The following is a 21512-nucleotide window of genomic DNA, read 5'->3' as shown; positions in this document are numbered from 1 at the left end:
ACCATGCCGGACTGAATTGACGGGGGCGACAATGGAATTCGTGCTCTATTTGCTGTTGGGCGCCTGCGCAGGCGTGCTGGCCGGGCTGTTCGGCGTTGGCGGTGGCATCATCATCGTGCCGGTGCTGGTGTTCAGTTTCACCTTGCAGGGTTTCGATGCCTCGGTGCTCACCCACCTGGCGGTGGGGACGTCGCTGGCGACCATTGTCTTCACCTCGATCAACGCCATTCGCGAGCACCATCGCAAGGGTGCGGTGCAGTGGCCGATCTTTGTCTGGATGACCCTGGGGATTCTGGTCGGTGCCGGTATCGGCGCCAAGACCGCCTCGGCCATTCAGGGGCCGATGCTGCAGAAGATCATCGGCGTGTTTGCCCTGGTGATTGCCGTGCAGATGGCCCTCGACCTCAAGCCCAAGGCCAGCCGCGGCATTCCCGGCAAGCCCGGATTGACGGCCGCAGGCAGCGTGATCGGCTGGGCCTCGGCGATCTTCGGCATCGGCGGTGGCTCGTTGACTGTGCCGTTCCTGACCTGGCGCAGCCTGCCGATGCAGCAGGCCGTGGCAACGTCCTCGGCCTGCGGGTTTCCGATTGCGGTGGCCAGCGCCCTGAGTTTCATCTGGCTTGGCTGGCACGACCCGCACCTGCCTGCGCATAGCCTGGGCTTTGTCTACCTGCCCGCGCTGCTGGGGATTGCCCTGACCAGCATGTTTTTTGCCCGCTTCGGCGCGCGTCTGGCGCATAAATTGTCGCCGCGCCTGCTCAAACGGCTGTTCGCCGCGCTGCTGTTCTGCGTCGGCTTAAGCTTTTTGCTTTAACGAGAGGAGTCACCATGCTGCCTTACCCGCAGATAGATCCCGTGGCCATTGCCCTGGGACCGCTGAAAATCCATTGGTACGGCCTGATGTACCTGATCGGCATCGGCGGCGCCTGGCTGCTGGCCTCGCGGCGGCTGAACCGCTTCGACCCAACCTGGAGCCGCGAAAAGCTCTCGGACCTGGTGTTCTGGCTGTCCATGGGCGTGATCGTCGGCGGGCGGCTGGGCTATGTGCTGTTCTATGACCTGCATGCCTATCTCGCCAACCCGGCGCTGATCTTCGAAGTATGGAAGGGCGGCATGTCGTTCCACGGCGGTTTTATCGGGGTAATGCTCGCCGCCCTGTGGTTCGGCAAACGCAACAACAAGTCGTTCTTCGAGTTGATGGACTTCGTCGCGCCGCTGGTGCCGATCGGCCTGGGCGCCGGGCGGATCGGCAACTTCATCAACGCCGAACTGTGGGGCAAGGCTACCGATGTGCCGTGGGCCATGGTCTTCCCGCCGTTCAGCGATCCGGCCCAGTTGCCACGTCACCCGTCGCAGCTGTACCAGTTCGCCCTGGAAGGTGTGGCATTATTCCTGATCCTTTGGCTGTACTCGCGCAAGCCGCGCCCGACCATGGCCGTTTCCGGCATGTTCGCGCTGTTCTACGGCATTTTCCGTTTCATCGTAGAGTTCGTGCGGGTACCCGATGCCCAGCTTGGCTACATCGCCTTCGGCTGGTTGACCATGGGTCAGTTGCTTTGCGTGCCGATGATTGTCGGTGGCATCTTCCTGATCTGGTGGGCCTACAACCGCAAACCCACGGTCAAGGCCGCCGTTTGATTTTCCACGGCAGGGCGATCCCCTGCCGTCTTTGCTACAGGTAAGCCATGAAACAGTATCTAGATCTGGTCCGCGACGTCATCGAAAACGGCACCCTGCAAGGTAACCGTACCGGTATCCGCACCATCAGCCTGCCTGGCGCCATGCTGCGCTTCGACCTGCAGAAAGGCTTTCCGGCCATCACCACCCGCAAGCTGGCGTTCAAGTCGGCTATCGGTGAGATGGTCGGCTTCCTGCGCGGCGTAAAGAATGCCGGCGAGTTCCGTGAACTGGGCTGCAAGGTCTGGGACCAGAACGCCAACGAAAACGCCCAGTGGCTGGCCAACCCGTTCCGCCAGGGGCACGATGACCTCGGCGAGATCTACGGCGTGCAATGGCGCCAGTGGCCGGCCTACAAGCGTATCCCGCTGAGCAACCCGGCCGCGATCGAACTGGCGCAGAGCCAGGGCTTCCAGAAGATTGCCGAAGCCGAAGAAGACGGCGAAGCCTTCGTGGTGCTGTACAAGGCCATCGACCAGATTCGCCAGTGCATCGACACCATCCACAAAGACCCGGGCAGCCGCCGCATCCTGTTCCACGGCTGGAACTGCGCGCAGCTCGACGAAATGGCCCTGCCGCCGTGCCACCTGCTGTACCAGTTCCACCCGAATGTCGAGACCAAGGAAATCTCCCTGACCCTCTACATCCGCTCCAACGACCTGGGCCTGGGCACACCGTTCAACCTCACCGAAGGCGCCGCACTGCTGTCGCTGGTAGGCCGCCTGACCGGCTACACGCCGCGCTGGTTCACCTATTTCATCGGTGATGCGCACGTCTACGAGAACCACCTGGACATGCTCAACGAACAACTCAAGCGCGAGCCGCTGGCGGCACCGAAGCTGGTGATCAATGATCGTGTGCCTGAGTATGCCAAGACAGGCGTGTACGAGCCGGAGTGGCTGGAGAAGGTCGAGCCGAGTGACTTCAGCCTGGAAGGTTACGAGCACCATGCGCCGATGACGGCGCCGATGGCGGTTTGATTGGCTGCAGTTGTGGGGAATTCTACTTCTGTAGATAACCGCTAACCTTATCGCGGGTTTGACCTGCGATAAGGTTGGTCATATTTTCGCAAGCTACCATCTTTCTATGAAATAAGAGTAGATGCCAAATGCCATTAAGGCGGCACATCCCAAGCAATGCAAGCTCCACGATATGAATAGCAGTCGCTTCAAATCATCCGGGAAGTACCTTGCCTCATCTGGATCCAATAGCCCTTTCTTTATGTAAGCGCTTTTAAATATAAGAGCCATAGTGAGAGTGCCAGTGCGCATAACTTTTCCCGACAAGCCTGCTTGGGAATACATTGACCGAGTGTCCTCTATAATCCTACTGTTGCTTAAAAAAGCTTCCGCCTTTTCTGTATAAGCATGTGCCACGTAGCCTACCAATATTAATATAAAAAATAAGAATGCTAGGAAGAAGCCTGAAATTAGGCCTATCGGCACCTGAGTCACTGAGTATATTTCCCATATAAATACTCACCAAGCTGCTCGCCTCTGCCGCTACCGATGTCACCCGCACCGCTTGCCACAGCACAAGCATCACTCTATGAAATATGAGCAGATTCTAAATGCCATCATGGCAGCACACTCCAAGAAGACCAAGCCCCACGTTACGAATAGCAGTCGCATCAGATTTTTCGGGAAACTTTTTACGTCATTAAGCTCCAGCAGTCCTCTCTTAATGGATGGGTTCTTGATCATCAGGGACATGGTAAGAATGCAGTTGCGCATAATTTTCCCCGGGAAACCTGCTTGTGAGTATATTGATTTGGTACCCACGACAATATTGCTGTTGCTTAAAAAAGCTTCCGCCTTTTCTGTGTAAGCATGTGCGACGTAGCCTACCCAGATGCAGGTAAAGAGTAAGGGTACTAAAATGAAGCTTGCAATTAGGCCTATAGGTATTTGAGTCATTGAGTATATTTCTCATATAAATACTCACCAATCTTCTCACCACCGTACTGTCCGGCTTCACCGCCTGCCCATCCTCCCATTGCTCCGCCTACAACACCGCACACTAAGGCTCCTGGGCCGCCAGTGGCGATGCCTAAAACGAAGACGCAGCCAAGGGCTGCGACACCACCTCCTAAATAACCCAGCGCGGCTCCCCCTCCCAATCCACCCACCAATGAAGCCCCCTCCACATACTTGGCCTTCCTGCACTGCTCTTCCCGGCCCATTGAACAGGCTTTTTGGATACTAAGCGCGGTGGCTGCGACATCCAGCGCAATACCTATATAGGTACCTTTTTTCACAATCTTCGCAGCTTTGGCCACACCGCTGATCTTGCCGGCGTAGCCGTCGATTTCGCCCTTGCGCAGGAAGCTTTTCGTGGAAATGCCGAGCATTCGTTTGATGGACCCTTGTTGTTGCAGTCCGGCACCGTATGCCGCCACGTTGTCGAGCTGAGACCCCAGCTTGCCGAATAACACGGCACGCTCGACATAGAACTTGTCCCGAGCCGCTGGAGAGCCTGTACGCAAATATTCGTTATGGAGCTTTTCGATGTCGAGCAAGGATTTACGAATGGCTTCCAGGTGTTTGCTCCAGGCGTCACTTACCACCCCTGCGCCGAGGGCGCCGTGGGCGAGCATTTCCTGGAGCAGGTCAAAGTTGTCCAGCAGGAAGTCGTCGGCGTCGGTGTTGTTCGACAGCAGGGCGATATGAACTTCATTCGCCTTGGCCATCATGTAAGCCTCTTGGCTGGTACTTGAGGGCGTGGACAGATCGCCGAGGATGACGAACTCCCCCGCCAGCACAACGCTGTTGGTGATGTGGCTGTTGAGGGCGATGAATTTGCGATTCGCGATGCCGGAAAGGTTAAGCCCGGCTCTCAAGGATTCGAAAGTCTGGGTTCTGGTATTGATGAAAACCTGAGGCTCAGCCATGTTCGCCTCACGAATACCGTTTGTTGCCAATTCGATCCCAGCCGCCTGCGACATTCCCGCCGCCGGCACCATCGATACGCTTTTGCTGGGTGTAGGTAGTTTTGATGCGACCGAAATCCAGCTGCACTACTTCCTGAGGGACACCTGTACCAGCGTTTTGCATGTAGTCAGCGATGATGACTTGCTCAAGAACAATCTCGAAGTACTTGAGTTTGTCAGTGCCCGCACGGCAAAGCGCCAAGGTCACTTCTTTCAAATGCTCGCCTGCGCAACTGGCTTCCAGCAGCTTGCAGCTGGACTTATCCATTGCCTTGGTGAACGTGAATGCGGTCATGGTTGTGCGGCCAGAGGATGCGCCGCCCGCCGAGCTGGCGGTTGCGGAGGTGCTTTGGTGGGCCCCAAAGCTATAGCCGGTGATTTCAATCCAGTCCCGGTATTTTTCGTCCAGCGCTTCGCCAGGTATACCGTCGATCTTTATGAATGCGTCAAACGCCATATTGCCACTCCTTGGTGATGGTCAATGCTCCGTGTCGGCGTACATCAGCGCGACGTCCTGAGGAAACTAGTCCTCATGAACCTTCTCAACAATGAGAAAGCGCGACAGCGTGCGTAGGAGGGGTCTGAAAGCAGCTGGATGTTCGCTGGGAGGGGGCTTAACCACTCCCAGCAGGGGTCAAGCCTTCTTCAATCTCTACCCCAAATCATCTCGCCGGTCTCCATGCTCATGGCTTGACTCCTTGCAGCTTGCACAGCGCATGCTCGACCAGCGCCCTGGCCATCTCGGCCGAATGCAGCACATTTACCAGCATGCCCTGGCCGGGTTCATTGGCGTGGGCGCGGCAGAGTTCGTCGGTGGTTTCGTGGATGCCGCGCAGGAGTTCGCTGGCGAAGGCCAGGGAGTCTGGGGGGATGAGGTCGCTGTGGATGGAGAAGTAGGGAGTGGTAATGAGGGAATTTGGTGGGTCTGGAACGATCTTTTTCATAGCGTAACTCCTAGGATCAGACAGGAGCTACCTCCCAGTCCCTCTCACAGGAGTAGGGTGGCAGCCGCACGCGGGGTGAGAGACCGAAGACCTAGGAACCCGGCCAGACAAAAGTCTGCCCGCGCACGGCTGCCATGACAACGCTGCCAATAGGTCAGGGCGGGCTCTCACACCCGGTCGCCAATATGGACGACCCGAGGAAACTAGCCCTGATGCACTTTCTCAACAATAGAGAAAACACGGCAGCGTGCGTAGGATAGTTCCGAAAGCACCCAAATCTGAAGCTTTCTTGCTGATTCCGGGAGTACGACAACCTCGGTGGATTTCCGTCAGTGGCCGTGGCTTCTGCCTACATGTGAATGCTCGGCCTCGGGGGCCGTCACGGCGCCGTTGACTTCAAGATGCTGCAAGATCGAGCACTGCACTTCCTTGGAATGACAATGCTGACGCAACTCCAGCAGTTGCGCCTGCAACGCCTGTAACCCGTCGATTCGCGCATTGACGTGCTGGATATGCTCGTCGATCAAGGCGTTGACGCTTTCACACTGGTCGTCCGGGCTGTCGCGCAGGCGCAGCAGACTGCGGATTTCTTCCAGGGTCATGTCGAGGGTGCGGCAGTTGCGGATGAAGGTCAGGCGCTCGACGTGGGCCTGGGTGTACATCCGGTAGTTTCCCTCGCTGCGCGCCGGCTCCGGCAGCAGGTTTTCCCGCTCGTAATAACGGATGGTTTCCACTGCGCAGTCGGTGGCTTTGGCCAGTTCTCCGATCTTCATCTGAAAATACCTCGGCAGGTTGCTTGACCCTATAGTGGCTACAGGGTGTTCACTTGGCAACAGGACATTTAAGGATGAACCCATGAACCAGCCTGTCAGCCATACCCTGGGTAAAGACCCTCATGATCACGCCAGTCACGATCACGCCAGCCATGACCATGCCAAGCATGCCCATAGCTGCTGTTCCCATGATGCCGCGCCGTCTCTGGTGCAGTTGAGTGAAGCGGCCAGTGGCAATGCGCGCCTGAGCCGCTTTCGCATTGAGGCCATGGATTGCCCGACTGAACAGACCCTTATCCAGAACAAGCTGGGCAAGCTTGCGGGTGTGGAGCAGCTGGAGTTCAACCTGATCAATCGCATTCTCGGGGTTCGCCATACCCATGGCGATACCCTGGCCATCGAGCAGGCCGTGGCGTCGCTGGGTATGCAGGCCGAGCCGCTGACCGAGAGCAGCGAGGAACCTGCTGCACCTCCTGCGCCGGTCAAGAAGCACTGGTGGCCGTTGGCACTGTCGGGGGTTGCTGCCCTTGCCGCCGAGGGCATTCACTTCGCCGAGCTGGCGCCGTCCTGGGTGGTTGCGCTGGTGGCGTTGGTGTCGATCCTCAGCTGCGGCCTGGGCACCTACAAAAAGGGCTGGATCGCCCTGAAGAACCGCAACCTGAACATCAATGCGCTGATGAGCATCGCCGTCACTGGCGCCGTGCTGATCGGTCAGTGGCCGGAAGCGGCGATGGTCATGTTCCTGTTTACCGTCGCCGAGTTGATCGAAGCGCGCTCGCTGGACCGTGCGCGCAATGCGATTGGCGGGCTGATGCAGTTGAGCCCGGACATGGCCACGGTGCAGCAGGCCGACGGTCAGTGGCGTGAGGTCGAGGTCAAGCAGGTGGCGCTGGGGGCACTGGTACGGGTACGCCCCGGTGAGCGAATCGGTCTCGATGGCGAAGTGGTCAGTGGCCAGTCGAGCATCGACCAGGCACCGATTACCGGTGAAAGCCTGCCGGTGGAAAAAGGCCCGGGCGACAAGGTTTTCGCTGGCACCATCAACCAGGCTGGTGCCCTGGAATACCGGGTGACGGCGGCCGCCGGGCAATCGACCCTGGCGCGGATCATCAAGGCCGTGGAAGAGGCCCAAGGTGCCCGTGCGCCGACCCAGCGCTTTGTCGATCAGTTCTCGCGGATCTACACCCCGGCGGTGTTCGCCTTTGCCCTTGCGGTCGCGGTGATACCACCGTTGTTCATGGCCGGCGCCTGGTTCGACTGGATCTACCGCGCCCTGGTGTTGCTGGTAGTGGCCTGCCCATGCGCCTTGGTGATCTCCACACCTGTGACCATCGTCAGCGGCCTGGCCGCAGCGGCGCGCAAAGGCATTCTGGTCAAGGGCGGGGTGTACCTGGAAGGCGGGCGCAAGCTCGATTTCCTGGCGCTGGACAAGACCGGCACCATTACTCACGGCAAGCCGGTACAGACGGATCATGTCGTGCTTGAGCCACTGTTCGAAGACCGGGCGCAGGCGCTGGCCGCCAGCCTGGCTGACCGTTCCGACCACCCGGTGTCGCGTGCTATTGCGGTATTTGCCAACGAGCAGCAACTGGCCCTGCGTGAAGTCGCGGCGTTCGAAGCCCTGGCCGGTCGCGGTGTGCGCGGCGAAATCGACGGTGAGCTGTACCACCTGGGCAACCATCGCCTGGTCGAAGAGCTGGGCCTGTGCTCGCCACAGCTGGAAGCCCAGCTCGATGCCCTGGAGCGTCAGGGCAAGACCGTGGTGCTGCTGCTCGACAAGTCCGGTCCGCTGGCCCTGTTCGCCGTGGCCGACACCGTCAAGGACAGCAGCCGCGAGGCGATTGCCGAACTGCATGAGCTGGGTATCAAGACTGTCATGCTCACCGGCGACAATCCTCATACTGCTCAGGCCATCGCCGCTCAGGTCGGCATCGACCAGGCCCATGGCAACCTGTTGCCGGCCGACAAGCTCAAGACCATCGAAGATCTTTACGCCCAGGGGCATCGGGTCGGCATGGTCGGCGATGGCATCAACGACGCTCCAGCACTGGCACGCTCGGAGATCGGTTTTGCCATGGCCGCCGCCGGTACCGACACGGCGATCGAGACCGCCGACGTGGCGCTGATGGATGATGACTTGCGCAAAATCCCGGCCTTCGTCAGGCTCTCGCGTCAGACCGCCACGATTCTGACCCAGAACATCGTGCTGGCGCTGGGGATCAAGGCGGTCTTTCTGGCGATCACTTTCGCCGGTATGGCAACCATGTGGATGGCGGTGTTCGCCGATATGGGCGTGAGTTTGCTGGTGGTCTTCAACGGCCTGCGCCTGCTGCGAAAATAGAGGATGTATGTTGAGTTCCGAGTTGAAAGCCTTCTACATGGTTGCCCGCCTGGGCAGCATTACCCTGGCGGCGAAGAAACTCGGGCTCAGCCAACCGACCGTGACCACGCAGATCCGCAACCTGGAAAGCCAGTACGCGGTGGAGCTGTTCTACCGCGGCGGTCGGCGTCTGACCCTCAGCGACGACGGCGCGCGGTTGCTGCCGATGGTCAAGACCCTGTTGCAGCAAGAGGCGGACATCGAGTTCTTCCTGCGCAACAGTGGCCAGGGCCAGGGTAGTTTGCGCATTGCCGCCACCGCGCCGTACTACATCCTCGACCTGGTGAAGATCTTTCGCGAGCGTTTGCCGCAGGTCGAGGTCTCGGTAGAAATCGGCAACTCCCAACAAGTGCTGGAGCTGCTTGAAGACTACCGCGTGGACCTTGCGGCTTCGTCACAACTGGTTGAAGACGCGCGACTGGTTCGCCGGGTGCTGGGTACCGACCCGTTGGTGGTGGCAGTGCATCGCAATCACCCACTGGCCACTCGCGAATCGCTGCCGCTGTCGGCACTGGCCGGGCACTGCCTGCTGGTACGTGAGCAAGGCTCGACGACACGCAAATTGACCGAGCAGATGCTTGAAGAGGCCGGGGTGAAGGTTGGTTCGATCCTGGAGATCGGCAGCCGCGAGTCGATCCGTGAAGCGGTGTTGCGCAACATCGGCATCAGCCTCATCGCTCGTCATGAAGTACCGCATAACCCTGAACTGCGGGTGTTGAGCCTGGAAAATGCACCGGTGATGCATGAATACCTGTATTGCCTGAAGGAGCGCAGGCAGGCGCGTTTGCCTGCGGCTTTCCTGGGGTTGGCCCAGGAAGTGTCGGCGCTAGAGATCTAACCTTTGTAGGAGCGGGGTTCTGGGGAATCATTTATCTCAACACCCAAATCTGCCTATACCACTATCGCCATCTTTTGCTTCCCAGCCACAGAACCTTCGCATTACCTCCCTAGCATGGCCCTCATTCGTTCGATGAGGTCCTGCCATGAACACTCCGGTCGCAAACCCAGGCGCACAGATGAAAGTGCGCGGTATCCACAAGCGCTTCGGCGCCTTTACCGCCCTGCAGGATGTCTCCCTCGACATCGCCGCCGGTGAACTGGTGTGCCTGCTCGGCCCGTCCGGCTGTGGCAAGACCACGCTGCTGCGCTGCATTGCCGGCCTCGAACGCCAGGACCGGGGCACCCTGTACATCGGCGACCGCGACATTTCCGAGTTGCCGCCCCAGGCCCGTGACTACGGCATCCTGTTTCAGTCCTATGCGCTGTTCCCGAACCTGACGGTCGAGGCCAACATCGCCTACGGCCTGGCCGGCAGCGGTCGTGACGAAGTGCGCCAGCGGGTGGCACAGATGCTCGAGCTGGTCGGTTTGACCGGTAGCGAGAAAAAGTACCCCGGCCAGCTCTCCGGTGGCCAACAGCAACGGGTAGCCCTGGCGCGCGCCTTGGCCCCGGCACCTTCGTTGCTGCTGCTCGACGAGCCGATGTCGGCCCTCGACGCCCGGGTTCGTGAGCACCTGTGTACCGAACTGCGTCAGTTGCAACGCCAGTTGGGCATCACCACCCTGATGGTCACCCACAACCAGGACGAGGCCATGCTCATGGCCGACCGCATCGCGGTGATGAACAACGGTCAGGTCGAGCAATACGCCACGCCCCAGGAAATCTACGACAAACCCGCCACGCCGTTCGTGGCCGAGTTCGTCGGCCAGGGCAACTGGCTGCCGTTCCAGCGTCACACCGACAGCCACGCCCAGGTCGGCGGCCTGAACATGCGTCTGGCCGACGGTGCCGGCCAGGCGCGCAGCGGTCGTTTGTTCTGCCGCCCGGAAGCGATCAGCGTCAACCCGCCGGTGCATGAAGAGAACCTGTTTCCGGCGCGGGTGCGCGAAATCACCTTCCTCGGTAACCGTTGCCGCATGAGTTTCGAGTTCAACGAGTTGCCGGGGCACGCACTGTTGGCCGAAGTTGCGCCCGAGTCGATGCCGCGCCTGGGCTCCCAGGACATCTGGGTCGCCCTGCCACCGCGCAGCCTGCAGGTGTTTGCCTGAGATGGCCGCGCCAATGGCCATGCCGATCGCGCAGGCGAAGGCAGCACAGCGTTCCGGCGCTTCACTGGGTGATCGACTGTTCGTGGTCGGCGGTAAATGGTTGCTGCTGCTCCTGCTGACGGTTGCGGTGCTGATGCCGCTGCTGGCGATCTTCTGGCGTGGTTTCAGCAGCGATGCCGGGCAGGGCGGTGGCCTGGTCGCCGCACGGGAACTGTTTGCCAGCGCCAACTTTCACTGGCTGCTGGGCAACAGCCTCAAAGTCTCGCTCAGCGTCGCCGCGATTGTCGTGCCGCTGGCTTACCTGTTCGCCTACGCCCTGCAGCGCACGCTGATCCCCGGCAAGCGCATCTGGCGCGGCATTTCGCTGCTGCCATTGCTGGCGCCGTCGATGCTGCCAGCCATTGCCCTGGTCTACCTGTTTGGCAACCAGGGGCTGTTGCGCGGGCTGCTCAGCGACAATATCTATGGCTTCTGGGGCATTGTCCTCGGTGAGGCCATCTACACCTTTCCGCATGCCCTGATGATCCTGCTGTCGGCGCTGTCGCTGGCCGACGCACGCTTGTTCGATGCCGCGTCGAGCATGGGCGCCGGTCCTTGGCGCGCCTTCCACAGCATCACCTGGCCGGCTACCCGTCAGGCGGTGTTCGCGGCGTTCTGCCTGGTGTTCACCCTGACCATCACCGATTTCGGCGTGCCAGTGGTGGTCGGTGGCGATTATCAGGTGCTGGCTCTGGAAGCCTACAAGGCAGTGGTCGGCCAGCAGCAGTTCGGTCGCGGCGCCTTGATCGGCATGGTCCTGCTGGTGCCGGCGCTGCTCAGCTTCACCGTCGATGCCTGGCTGCGCCGCCGTCAGGGCGATGCCATGAGTGGCCGTGCGCAGGTGTATATCCCGCAGCCGTCGCGTCGTCGCGATGCCTGGTTCCTGGCCGTGGTGTTGACGGTATGTGCGGTGTTGCTGCTGGTCGTGGGCATGGCGGTGTACTCATCGCTGGTGACCTTCTGGCCGTACAACATGACCTTGTCGCTCAAGCACTATCAGTTCGATGAAACCGCGGGTGGTGGCTGGCTGGCATACACCAACAGCCTGACCATGGCGCTGGGCACCGCATTGATCGGCAGCGCGGTGATTTTCACCGGCGCCTACCTGATGGAAAAAACCAAGGGCCAGCGTTCGCTCAATCTGCTGCTGCGCTTGCTCAGCTTCGTGCCGATGGCGGTACCCGGCCTGGTCCTGGGCCTGGGCTATGTGTTTTTTTTCAACCTGACCAGCAACCCCCTGCATGTGTTCTACGGCAGCATGGCGCTGTTGGTGGTGTGCACCATTGCTCACTATCTGACCACCGCAAACATGACTGCGACCACCGCCCTGCGCCAGCTCGACGGCGAGTTCGAAGCTGCTGCGCTGTCGCTCAAGGCGCCGCTGTACCGGCACTTTCTGCGGGTCACCGTACCGATCTGCCTGCCGGCGTTGCTGGACATCGTCCGCTACCTGTTCGTCTCGGCAATGACCACGGTGTCGGCGGCGATCTTCCTCTACAGCCCGGACACCATCCTTGCCGCCGTCGCCGTGTTGAACATGGACGATGCCGGCAATGTCGGCGGCGCGGCGGCGATGTCGACCCTGATCCTGCTCACCAGCGCCAGCGTTTCGCTGCTGCTGGCCTGGGCCTCGCGTGGCCTGCTGCAACGTTCCCAAGCCTGGCGCCAGCGCGCGCCGGGCCAATGATTGCCTTACCCATCCCTCGTACCGTTCAAAGGAACCGCATCATGTTCAAGCCACTTGCTCTTGCCGCTGCCGTCCTCACTGCGTTCAGCCTGCAGGCCACTGCTGCCGACACCCAGCTGACGGTTTATACCGCGCTTGAAGCCGAACAGCTCAAGAGCTACAAGCAGGCCTTCGAAAAGGCCAACCCGGATATCGAGATCAAGTGGGTACGCGATTCCACCGGCATCATCACCGCCAAGCTACTGGCCGAAAAAGACCGCCCGCAGGCTGACGCGGTGTGGGGCCTGGCTGCTTCCAGCCTGGCGATCCTCGACCAGCAAGGCATGCTGCAAAGCTACGCACCGAAGGATCTGGACAAAATCGGCGGTAACTACCGCGATGCTGCCAATCCACCAGCCTGGGTCGGTATGGACGTCTGGGCGGCGACCATCTGCTTCAACACCATCGAAGCCGAGAAGCAGGGCCTGACCAAGCCGGTGAGCTGGCAGGACCTGACCAAGCCTGAGTACAAGGGCAAGATCGTCATGCCGAACCCGGCGTCGTCCGGCACCGGCTTCCTCGATGTCAGCGCCTGGTTGCAGACCTTTGGCGAGAAGCAGGGCTGGGCGTACATGGACGGCCTGCACCAGAACATCGGCCAATACGTTCACTCCGGTTCCAAGCCGTGCAAGCTGGCGGCGGCCGGTGAGTTCCCGATCGGTATCTCCTTCGAATACCCGGCCGTGCAGCTCAAGCGTCAGGGCGCGCCGCTGGACATCGTCCTGCCGAAGGAAGGCCTGGGCTGGGAAATCGAAGCCACCGCCGTGCTCAAGGGCAGCAAGCATGAAGACGCCGCCAAGCGCCTGGCCGACTTCTCGGCAAGTCCGGCAGCGATGGAGCTGTACAAGGAAAACTTCGCCGTACTCGCTCAGCCGGGTATCGCCAAGCCGCAGACCGAGCTGCCAGCTGACTACGAACAGCGCCTGATCAAGAACGACTTTGCCTGGGCCTCGAAGAACCGCGACAGCATCCTCGCCGAATGGCGCAAGCGCTATGACGGCAAGTCGGAGAAGGTGGCGCAGCAGTAAGACCGCGTTGGCTTGATCTGTAGGAGCGGATTCATCCGCGATGGACTGCGTAGCAGGCCCAGCTTCGGGGGCCACGTTGTGGCCCATCGCGGATAAATCCGCTCCTACACGCTAATTCTGAAGGACACTCCAATGACCGATCTATTAATCGTCGGCGCCGGCATTCTAGGCCTGTCCCACGCCTACGCCGCCGCCCGGCGCGGCCTCAAGGTGCGTGTTTTCGAACGCACCGCTACCCCGTTGGGCGCCTCGTTACGCAACTTCGGCCAGGCGCTGGTCACCGGCCAGCCTCCTGGAGAAATGCTCGATCTGGCCAAGGCCAGCCGCGGAATCTGGGCGCACTGGTCGCGGCAGGCCGGCTTCGAATTGAAGAGCAATGGCTCGCTGTTGTTCGCGCGCAGCGCCCTTGAGCAGGAACTGCTTGAAGCTTTCTGTGGCGAACGGGCTGTAGAGCAGGGCTACCAGGTCGAGCTGTTGTCGGGTGCGGCGCTCAACGATCTGTATGGCGGCCAGTTTCGCCACCACCGCGCCGCCTTGCGCGGGCTGGACGACCAGCAGCTGTACTCGCGTGAAGCCATCCCCACACTGATCCGCTTCCTGCAGCAGGAACTGGATGTACAGTTTCATTTCTCCACCCTGGTTCGCGATATCGAACCTGGAAAGGTCTCGACTACTGCCGGCGATTTCAGCGCCGCGCAGATCGTGGTCTGCTCCGGGCATGACTATCAGACCCTGCTCGCCGACCCCATCGCCAAGCTGCAACCACAGGTCTGCCGCTTGCAGATGCTGCGTGCCAGGCCGCGTTTCCAACTGGACTTGCAGCATGCGCTGCTGACCGGTTTGAGCTGTGTGCATTACGGCGCCTTCGCCGACCTGCCTCAGGCCCAGGCACTCAAGGCGCAGTTGCAGGCGGACAGCCCGCACCTGATGGAGCACGGTATTCACTTGCTGATCAGCCCCACGCCCCATGGCGAGCTGATCATCGGTGACTCGCATGCCTATGGCAGCGATGCCGCACCCTTCAATGCCGAACAGGTCGACAACTGGATGATCGAACTGGCCGAGCACACGCTCGGTGGTCGCATCGAGGTGGTCGAACGCTGGCAGGGCGTCTATGGTTCTGGCGGTCCCGGACCGTTTTCGCTGTTGCAGGTGGCGCCAGGTGTCAACGCGGCGCTGATGCACAGTGGTGTCGGCATGAGCGTCGGTCCCGCCCTGGCCGAGCGGCATATCGCTCGACTGTTCAACGAATCCGCTTGAGGGGATAACAATGAGAACGGCCGAACAGGTTGTCAGCGAAGTATTCGCCCTGTACCAGCAGCATGGTGATGAGGACTACATCGGCGAGCCGGTGTCGCAGCTGGAGCATATGTCCCAGGCGGCGCAGCTGGCGCTGGATGAAGGTTACGATGATGAAGTGGTGCTGGCGGCGTTCTTTCATGACATCGGCCACATCTGCGGCGATGCCGAGGGAAACATGGGGGGCTATGGCGTGGTCAGTCATGAACAGGTCGGCGCCAACTACCTGCGCCGCTGCGGTTTCAGCGAGCGGCTGGCCAAACTGGTGCAATACCATGTCGAAGCCAAACGCTATCTGACGCTGCGCAAACCGGGCTACTACCAGCGTTTGAGCGAAGCCAGCCGCCGCACCCTTGAGTATCAGGGTGGGGTGATGAGCGAGGCTGAGGCCGATGCTTTCGAACGCGATCCGTTGTGCAAGGTGAGCCTGCGCATGCGCGAATGGGATGAGCTGGCCAAGGAGATGCATGTGCCGGTGATTGATCTGGATGTGCTCAAGGCCAAGGCGCTAAAGCTCCTGCACTAACAAGTCGATCTGCTCCTGGCGCTCGGCCTGATTGAGTCGCGCGCCGGGATTGAGCGACGACCACTGCGGATGCGCCCGGGCTCTGCTCAAGGCTTCCGGCAGCTTGCCCTCGCGCCAGCTTTGCTCCTGCGGCGCGCTCAACTTGATCCGCTCCATCGCCGCATGCCCGCGACTGTCCAGGGCCTGGATCAGCTGATGCTGACGCAGGGCCAACAGGCGCAACACGCTGTCATCCACTGTCAGTTCCCGCTGCCCCTTGAGCTTGCCGAGCAGACGCGAACCGTAGCTGCGTGCGGTCTGCAATGCGCCGCCGGCAATGGCGCCGACCAGTGCTGCAGCACCCAGGGTCAAGCCACCAACGAGCAGATCCACCCCGGCACCCGCCGCCGCGCCGGCCGCGACACCGCTGCCCAGGCGCACACCCAAGAGTTTGAGGGTCTCGGGGTTGAACAGGTCATCACCCCAACGCCCGTCCAGCAACGGCAACTCGCTGGCGCTGGCGTCGTCCTTGCGAAAGGCATACAGCTTGAGCAAGGCCTCGACGCAACGTTGTTCACGCTGGCGAACCTCTTTGCGCAAGGCTTCGATGGCTGCAGCCTCAGCACCTGGCTCAGCCACCACGCTACGCCGGCAAGCGGCACAATCGAGCAGCAACTCGGCGATCAGGCGTTTACCACTGAGCTGGCGGGCCAGGCGCTGAGCCTGCTGGTCATCGATCAGCCGTTGTAGTGCCGGGCGGGATTTTTCCAGCATCAGCGCCAGGCTTTCGTAGAGGCGCCGTTCACCATCTTCCGGCGGCGCGACACTGTCGAAGCGCACCAGCGCATGCAGGCCAAGGCGGGCCAGTGCTTCACGCCAGTCAGGCTCGCGATGGTCGCTGCTGGCGACAAAGTTGAGCACCGGCAGCAGCGGTTTGCCACAGCTGGCGAGTACTTCCAGTTCATCCCGGTATTTGGCCAGTACCGGCTCGCGGGCATCTATCACATACAGGCCGGCATCGCTGGCCAGCAACTGGCGCAACACTTTGGCCTCCTGCTCGAAACGCTGGCGCGCTTCACTGCCCTGAAGAAACCGTTCCAGGCGCGCCGGACCGTCGAGGCGTTCACCCGGCCGTTCCAGGCGTTCGAGGTAGTCGAGCAGGGCAATGGCATCTTCCAAGCCCGGCGTGTCATAGAGCTCCAGCAGGGGCTCGCCGTCCACCGACAGCCGTGCACCTTCCACATGGCGGGTGGTGCTGGGGCGGTGGGACACTTCACCAAAGCCGACATCGCGGGTCAGGGTGCGCAGCAGCGACGTCTTGCCAACGTTGGTATGGCCGACCACGGCCAGTTTCAGCGGCTTAGTCATGGCCATGCTCCAACCAGTTCAGCGGGGCGCTGTCGGCATGCGTCAGGCCAAGCTGGTCCAGGGCCTGATGCCAGTCGCCCAGGCGATCAGCATCCAGGGCCTGGCCGGGCAAAGCCTGCAGCAGCCAGATGCGGGTGGCGCCAGCGTTGCGGGCCAGTTCGGCGAGCAGCGCCAGGCTGCCACGGTCCGGCGAGCGGCGCGGGTCGCAGGCAATGGCCAGGCGCGCCGGGGGGAAGCGACTGAGTTGTTCGAGCAGCTTGTTGCGCGATTCGCGGCTGTCGAGAATCCCGGCGTTGTTGACCGTGGCGGGCAGGGCGGGCGGCCAGGGGCGCTGGTCGTCCAGTTCAAGACCGACCAGCAAGGCGCCGTCACTGTGTTCATCACCCACGCCACGGACAATCTGTGGCAGAGCATCCGGGGCGGCGTCATTGACGCCAAGGCGTTCGCTGCTGGGCATCAACGCTTCGCGCAACTGGCTGTAGCCGGGGAGGTTGAGGTCCAAGCCCAGGCGCTTGCGGCCGCTGCGCCAGCGCCACAGGCACAAGGCGGCGAGCAGCAAACGTGGAACGATGCCGAACACCAGCAGCACCCCGAGCAGCCAGCTGGCCCAGGCCTGGCGAGCCAGCTCAAGGGCGGGTTGGCTGTCGCCACTGGCGCGGATCATGTCGATGTCCGGTACGTTGAAACCGAGCAAGGCGGGCAGGGCGCCGAGGGCCTGGGTCAGTCCGATGAAGGTGTCGGCGCCGAGAATGGTGGTTTCCCAGACGAAACCGTAGCGCCGGGTGGCGAGCAGAATCAGCAGCATCACCAGCGCCGTGGCCAAGGCCACCAGCCACAAGCTGTGGACCAGCAGGCCGAGCAACCAGCGATTGAGCTTCTGGCGTTGCAGCAACACCAGCAGCGCGGGCGCTAAATGTGCGGCCTGGGCATCACGGGCGAATTTTTCGCTGAGCCATAACCACAGCCTGCCCAGCGTCGCACCTTGCTCACCGGCGAAGAAAAAGCCCAAGGCCCAACCTGCCAGCAACAACAGGTTCAAGCCCAACAAGCTGCCCAAGGCCCAGAACACGTTCACCGGCCGCTGGCTGTCGCCCAGGGCGGCCAGTGCCAGGCCGGCGCCGCTGAAGATCGCCAGTACCAGCAACACCACCAGGGCCAACCGCGCACCTTGCTTCCAGTGCTGCAGGGCGCTGCGCATACCGTCGCGTTCGGCCAGCCACAAGGCGCGCTGTTCGATGCGCGCCGGCAGGTCGCCGCCCAGTTGCCGGGCGCGGCGATTGGCTTCCTGATCCTCCAGGGGGCCTGCGTGTTCCTCGCGCAGGCGAACCGCTTCAGTGAGCCAGCGTTTGTCCAGGTCAGTCAGTGCAGTCACACGGTCTTCCATTGATCAAGTCAGCCCAAAGCATAACCCAGGCATCGAAGATCGGGCTTTGCTATCCTCGCCGACATGAAAACATCACTTCCCCTCAGCCTGATCGCGGCGCTCGCCGAGAACCGTGTGATCGGCATCGACAACAGCATGCCCTGGCACCTGCCGGGGGATTTCAAGTATTTCAAGGCCACCACCCTGGGCAAGCCGATCATCATGGGGCGCAAGACCTGGGACTCGCTGGGGCGGCCATTGCCCGGGCGTTTGAACCTGGTGGTCAGCCGCCAGCCGGGACTGCAGCTCGACGGCGCCGAAGTGTTTACTTCGCTCGACGAAGCCATCCTGCGCGCCGAGCAGTGGGCGCTGGAGCAGGGCGTTGATGAGCTGATGCTGATTGGCGGCGCGCAGCTGTATACCCAGGCGATTGAGCGTGGTCTGGCGGATCGGCTGTACCTGACGCGGGTCGAATTGAGCCCGGAAGGGGATGCGTGGTTCCCTGAGTTTGATGCGGCGCAGTGGCGGTTGGCGTCGAGCCAGGAGAATCCGGCGGAGGGAGAGAAGCCGGCGTATCACTTCGAGGTGTGGGAGAAGCTCTGAATGCATCGCGGGGCAAGCCCGCTCCCACCAAGGTATGAAGAACCTGTGGGAGCGGCGGTGCGGCGACCCGACTTGCCCCGCGATGAGGCTGTCAGGAGTGCGTCAGTTCCGCATGCTCCTGAGCTTCCAGCAGCGTTTTGTCGGTCTGCTGCATCATCTGGCTGGTAATCGCCCCCGCCGTCATCGAACCATTCACGTTCAGCGCCGTACGGCCCATGTCGATCAGCGGTTCAACCGAGATCAGCAACGCCACCAGTTCAACGGGCAGGCCCATGGCCGGCAACACGATCAGCGCGGCAAAGGTTGCACCGCCACCGACACCGGCAACGCCCGCCGAACTCAGGGTCACGATGGCTACCAGCGTGGCAATCCACAGCGGATCCAGTGGGTTGATGCCAACGGCCGGAGCCACCATCACTGCCAGCATGGCCGGGTACAGACCGGCGCAACCGTTCTGGCCGATGGTCGCGCCGAACGATGCGGCAAAGCTTGCGATCGATTGCGGAATACCCAGGCGACGGGTTTGCGCCTCGATGCTCAGCGGGATGCTGGCTGCGCTGGAGCGGCTGGTGAAGGCAAAGGTCAGTACCGGCCAGACCTTGCGGAAGAAGCGCAGCGGGTTGACGCCGCTGATCGCCAGCAGCACGCCATGCACGACGAACATCAGCCCCAGACCGATGTAAGACACCACTACGAAACTGCCGAGCTTGAGGATATCGTCCAGGTTCGAGCTGGCCACCACCTTGGTCATCAGCGCCAGTACGCCGTACGGGGTGAGCTTCATCACCAGGCGCACCAAGCGCATCACCCAGGCTTGCAGGGTGTCGATGGCGGCCAGGGCGCGATTGCCCTTTTCCGCGTCATCCTTGAGCAGCTGCAGGGCAGCCATGCCGAGGAACACGGCAAAGATCACCACGCTGATGATCGAGGTTGGCTTGGCCCGGGCCAGGTCGCCCACCGGGTTGCTGGGGATGAACGACAGCAGCAGCTGCGGGATATTCAGGTCGGCGACCTTGCCCACGTAGTCGCTCTGGATCGCCTGCATCCGTGCGGTTTCGGCGGTACCGGCGATCAGGCCCTCGGCGGTCAGGCCAAACAGGTTGGTCAGCACGATACCGATCAGCGCGGCAATCGCTGTGGTGAACAGCAGGGTGCCGATGGTCAGGAAGCTGATCTTGCCCAGCGACGACGCATTGTGCAGACGGGCCACGGCGCTGAGGATCGAGGCGAAGATCAGCGGCATGACGATCATCTGCAGCAACTGCACATAACCGTTACCGACCAGATCGAGCCAGCTGATGGTGGCTTTGAGCACCGGGTTGCCCGCGCCATAGATGGCATGCAGGGCAGCGCCGAACAGTACGCCGAGGACCAGACCGACCAGAACCTTCTTGGCCAGGCTCCAGTTGCCATGACGGGTTTGGGCCAGGCCTAGCAGCAATGCCAGGAACGCCAGCAGATTGAGTGACAGCGGCAGATTCATTGAAGCTCCAGAGAAAAGGCGGGGGCATCGCCTCTGTGTGCGATTGCGAACAGAAATGCTAACAGCATGAAAACGAACGAATTTATATCAAAAGGTAATTTGCATAGTCGTTTTTGGAATATAGGCGTGTCGCGAATGGTACGTATGGCGCCGCTGAGGGCTGTGTCGGCGTCGCTGTCAGGTCGTGCTGGCGCGTGCACTTTGGCTAGCGTGGGCGAGCCTCTTTTCTGGAGAAATGCACATGACGTCTGCTCCGAAAGTTCTCGCCGCCGGCCTGGCACTGCTGCTGGCCGGTCAAGCCTGGGCCAGTGAACTCAAGCATTGGCCTGCTGACGCTGCCAGACAACTGGACAGCATGATCGCGGCGAATGCCAACCAGGGCAACTACGCGGTGTTTGACATGGACAACACCAGCTACCGCTTCGATCTCGAAGAGTCGCTGTTGCCGTTCATGGAAAACAAAGGACTGCTCAGCCGGGAAAAACTCGATCCTTCCTTGAAACTGATGCCGTTCAAGGACACCGCCGACCACAAGGAAAGCCTGTTCAGCTATTACTACCGGCTCTGCGAAGTCGACGACATGGTCTGCTACCCCTGGGTCGCCCAGGTGTTTTCCGGCTTCACCCTCAAGGAGCTCAAGGGTTATGTCGATGAGCTGATGGCCTCTGGCAAGCCGATCCCCAGCACCTATTACGAGGGTGATCAGGTCAAGGCCATCGAGGTGCAGCCACCGAAAATCTTCACCGGCCAGACTGAGCTGTTCAACAAGCTGATGGCCAATGGCATCGAGGTGTATGTCATGACCGCCGCCTCCGAAGAGCTGGTGCGAATGGTCGCCTCCGACCCCAGGTACGGCTACAACGTCAAACCGCAGAATGTCATTGGCGTCAGCCTGTTGCTCAAGGACCGCGAGAGCGGCGCCCTGACCACTGCACGCAAGCAGATCAGTGCGGGTGGTTATGACCCGCAGGCCAACATGGGCCTGGAACTGACCCCTTACCTGTGGACCCCGGCGACCTGGATGGCGGGCAAGCAGGCCGCCATCCTTACTTACATCGATCAGTGGAAGAAGCCAGTGCTGGTTGGCGGCGACACGCCTACCAGCGACGGCTACATGCAGTTTCACAGTGTCGATGTCAGCAAGGGTGGCATTCACCTGTGGATAAACCGCAAAGCCAAGTACATGGACCAGCTCAACGGCATGATTGCCCAGAACGCGGCAGCCCAGGCCAAAGAGGGGCTGCCGGTAACGGCGGACAAGAACTGGGTGATTGTCACCCCCGAGCAGATCCAATAGGAACCCTGTGGGAGCGGGCTTGCCCCGCGATGCGGTGTGGCAGACAGACC

At 61.2% G+C, this 21512-nt stretch carries 19 protein-coding genes; 12 read left to right on the top strand and 7 right to left on the bottom strand.

Annotation, left to right across the window (positions count from 1 at the left end):
• The first annotated feature begins 31 nt into the window (after positions 1-31).
• Genes ACO6VD_RS21740 through ACO6VD_RS21730 form a run of 3 tightly spaced genes read left to right on the top strand, consistent with a single transcriptional unit; the run spans position 32 to position 2657 of the window.
• Entirely contained in the window at positions 32-814 is a 783-nt protein-coding gene (locus ACO6VD_RS21740) for a sulfite exporter TauE/SafE family protein (protein ID WP_422422025.1), read from the top strand.
• Between the two features lie 14 nt (positions 815-828).
• The gene (gene lgt, locus ACO6VD_RS21735; RefSeq protein WP_400170401.1) at positions 829-1638 is read left to right on the top strand and encodes a prolipoprotein diacylglyceryl transferase; all 810 of its coding nucleotides are present in this window, start codon (positions 829-831) and stop codon (positions 1636-1638) included.
• Between the two features lie 47 nt (positions 1639-1685).
• The gene (locus ACO6VD_RS21730) at positions 1686-2657 is read left to right on the top strand and encodes a thymidylate synthase (RefSeq protein WP_038605514.1); all 972 of its coding nucleotides are present in this window, start codon (positions 1686-1688) and stop codon (positions 2655-2657) included.
• 932 nt (positions 2658-3589) lie between these two features.
• Here the strand turns inward: ACO6VD_RS21730 and ACO6VD_RS21725 are convergent.
• The 4 genes from ACO6VD_RS21725 to cadR all read right to left on the bottom strand — a co-directional run bounded on the left by ACO6VD_RS21725 (position 3590) and on the right by cadR (position 6323).
• The gene (locus ACO6VD_RS21725) at positions 3590-4567 is read right to left on the bottom strand and encodes a hypothetical protein (protein ID WP_422422022.1); all 978 of its coding nucleotides are present in this window, start codon (positions 4565-4567) and stop codon (positions 3590-3592) included.
• 7 nt (positions 4568-4574) lie between these two features.
• Positions 4575-5063 (bottom strand): Hcp family type VI secretion system effector, encoded by a 489-nt coding sequence (locus tag ACO6VD_RS21720; RefSeq protein ID WP_422422020.1) that lies wholly within the window; start codon positions 5061-5063, stop codon positions 4575-4577.
• A gap of 226 nt (positions 5064-5289) precedes the next feature.
• The gene (locus ACO6VD_RS21715) at positions 5290-5550 is read right to left on the bottom strand and encodes a hypothetical protein (protein WP_422422019.1); all 261 of its coding nucleotides are present in this window, start codon (positions 5548-5550) and stop codon (positions 5290-5292) included.
• A gap of 329 nt (positions 5551-5879) precedes the next feature.
• Entirely contained in the window at positions 5880-6323 is a 444-nt protein-coding gene (gene cadR, locus ACO6VD_RS21710; protein ID WP_422422017.1) for a Cd(II)/Pb(II)-responsive transcriptional regulator, read from the bottom strand.
• Positions 6324-6405: 82 nt separating this feature from the next.
• On the opposite strand from cadR, the gene ACO6VD_RS21705 reads away from it, so the two are divergent.
• From ACO6VD_RS21705 to ACO6VD_RS21675, 7 genes are all read left to right on the top strand, one after another.
• On the top strand, positions 6406-8664 hold the full coding sequence (locus ACO6VD_RS21705; RefSeq protein WP_422422016.1) for a heavy metal translocating P-type ATPase: 2259 nt from the start codon (positions 6406-6408) through the stop codon (positions 8662-8664).
• Between the two features lie 7 nt (positions 8665-8671).
• Positions 8672-9541 (top strand): LysR family transcriptional regulator, encoded by an 870-nt coding sequence (locus ACO6VD_RS21700; RefSeq protein WP_422422014.1) that lies wholly within the window; start codon positions 8672-8674, stop codon positions 9539-9541.
• A 145-nt stretch (positions 9542-9686) separates the two neighbouring features.
• Positions 9687-10751, top strand: a complete 1065-nt coding sequence (locus ACO6VD_RS21695) for a putative 2-aminoethylphosphonate ABC transporter ATP-binding protein (protein ID WP_038605521.1) — start codon at positions 9687-9689, stop codon at positions 10749-10751.
• A 1-nt stretch (position 10752) separates the two neighbouring features.
• Entirely contained in the window at positions 10753-12477 is a 1725-nt protein-coding gene (locus ACO6VD_RS21690) for a putative 2-aminoethylphosphonate ABC transporter permease subunit (RefSeq protein ID WP_422422012.1), read from the top strand.
• Between the two features lie 41 nt (positions 12478-12518).
• Positions 12519-13544 (top strand): putative 2-aminoethylphosphonate ABC transporter substrate-binding protein, encoded by a 1026-nt coding sequence (locus ACO6VD_RS21685; RefSeq protein ID WP_400170393.1) that lies wholly within the window; start codon positions 12519-12521, stop codon positions 13542-13544.
• A 132-nt stretch (positions 13545-13676) separates the two neighbouring features.
• Positions 13677-14804, top strand: coding sequence for a TIGR03364 family FAD-dependent oxidoreductase (locus tag ACO6VD_RS21680; RefSeq protein WP_422422010.1), 1128 nt, complete (start codon positions 13677-13679; stop codon positions 14802-14804).
• Positions 14805-14814: 10 nt separating this feature from the next.
• Positions 14815-15369, top strand: a complete 555-nt coding sequence (locus ACO6VD_RS21675; protein ID WP_422422008.1) for a phosphonate degradation HD-domain oxygenase — start codon at positions 14815-14817, stop codon at positions 15367-15369.
• Here ACO6VD_RS21675 and ACO6VD_RS21670 read toward each other — a convergent pair.
• Positions 15352-16716 carry a GTPase/DUF3482 domain-containing protein gene (locus ACO6VD_RS21670; protein WP_422422006.1) on the bottom strand — a complete coding sequence of 455 codons (1365 nt, stop codon included), beginning with the start codon at positions 16714-16716 and terminating at the stop codon, positions 15352-15354. The genes ACO6VD_RS21675 and ACO6VD_RS21670 overlap by 18 nt on opposite strands.
• Positions 16709-18100, bottom strand: a complete 1392-nt coding sequence (locus ACO6VD_RS21665; protein ID WP_422422004.1) for a DUF2868 domain-containing protein — start codon at positions 18098-18100, stop codon at positions 16709-16711. The genes ACO6VD_RS21670 and ACO6VD_RS21665 overlap by 8 nt, the downstream gene beginning before the upstream one ends.
• 63 nt (positions 18101-18163) lie before the next feature.
• Between ACO6VD_RS21665 and ACO6VD_RS21660 the strand changes: the two genes are divergently transcribed.
• A complete protein-coding gene (locus tag ACO6VD_RS21660) occupies positions 18164-18682 on the top strand; it encodes a dihydrofolate reductase (RefSeq protein ID WP_422422002.1) in 519 nt (172 codons plus the stop codon).
• Between the two features lie 91 nt (positions 18683-18773).
• Here the strand turns inward: ACO6VD_RS21660 and ACO6VD_RS21655 are convergent, their stop codons facing one another.
• Positions 18774-20165 carry an L-cystine transporter gene (locus ACO6VD_RS21655; protein ID WP_422422000.1) on the bottom strand — a complete coding sequence of 464 codons (1392 nt, stop codon included), beginning with the start codon at positions 20163-20165 and terminating at the stop codon, positions 18774-18776.
• A gap of 241 nt (positions 20166-20406) precedes the next feature.
• Here ACO6VD_RS21655 and ACO6VD_RS21650 point away from each other — a divergent pair, with 241 nt between their 5' ends.
• Positions 20407-21462 (top strand): haloacid dehalogenase-like hydrolase, encoded by a 1056-nt coding sequence (locus ACO6VD_RS21650; RefSeq protein WP_422421998.1) that lies wholly within the window; start codon positions 20407-20409, stop codon positions 21460-21462.
• Positions 21463-21512 lie beyond the last annotated feature (50 nt).

Origin of the sequence: Pseudomonas sp. GZD-222 (assembly GCF_049310525.1) — a bacterium.
In the GTDB taxonomy this organism is placed as follows: Bacteria; Pseudomonadota; Gammaproteobacteria; order Pseudomonadales; family Pseudomonadaceae; genus Aquipseudomonas.
Note: the sequence above shows the minus strand (reverse complement) of the source record. Positions and strands in the feature narration are given on the sequence as shown.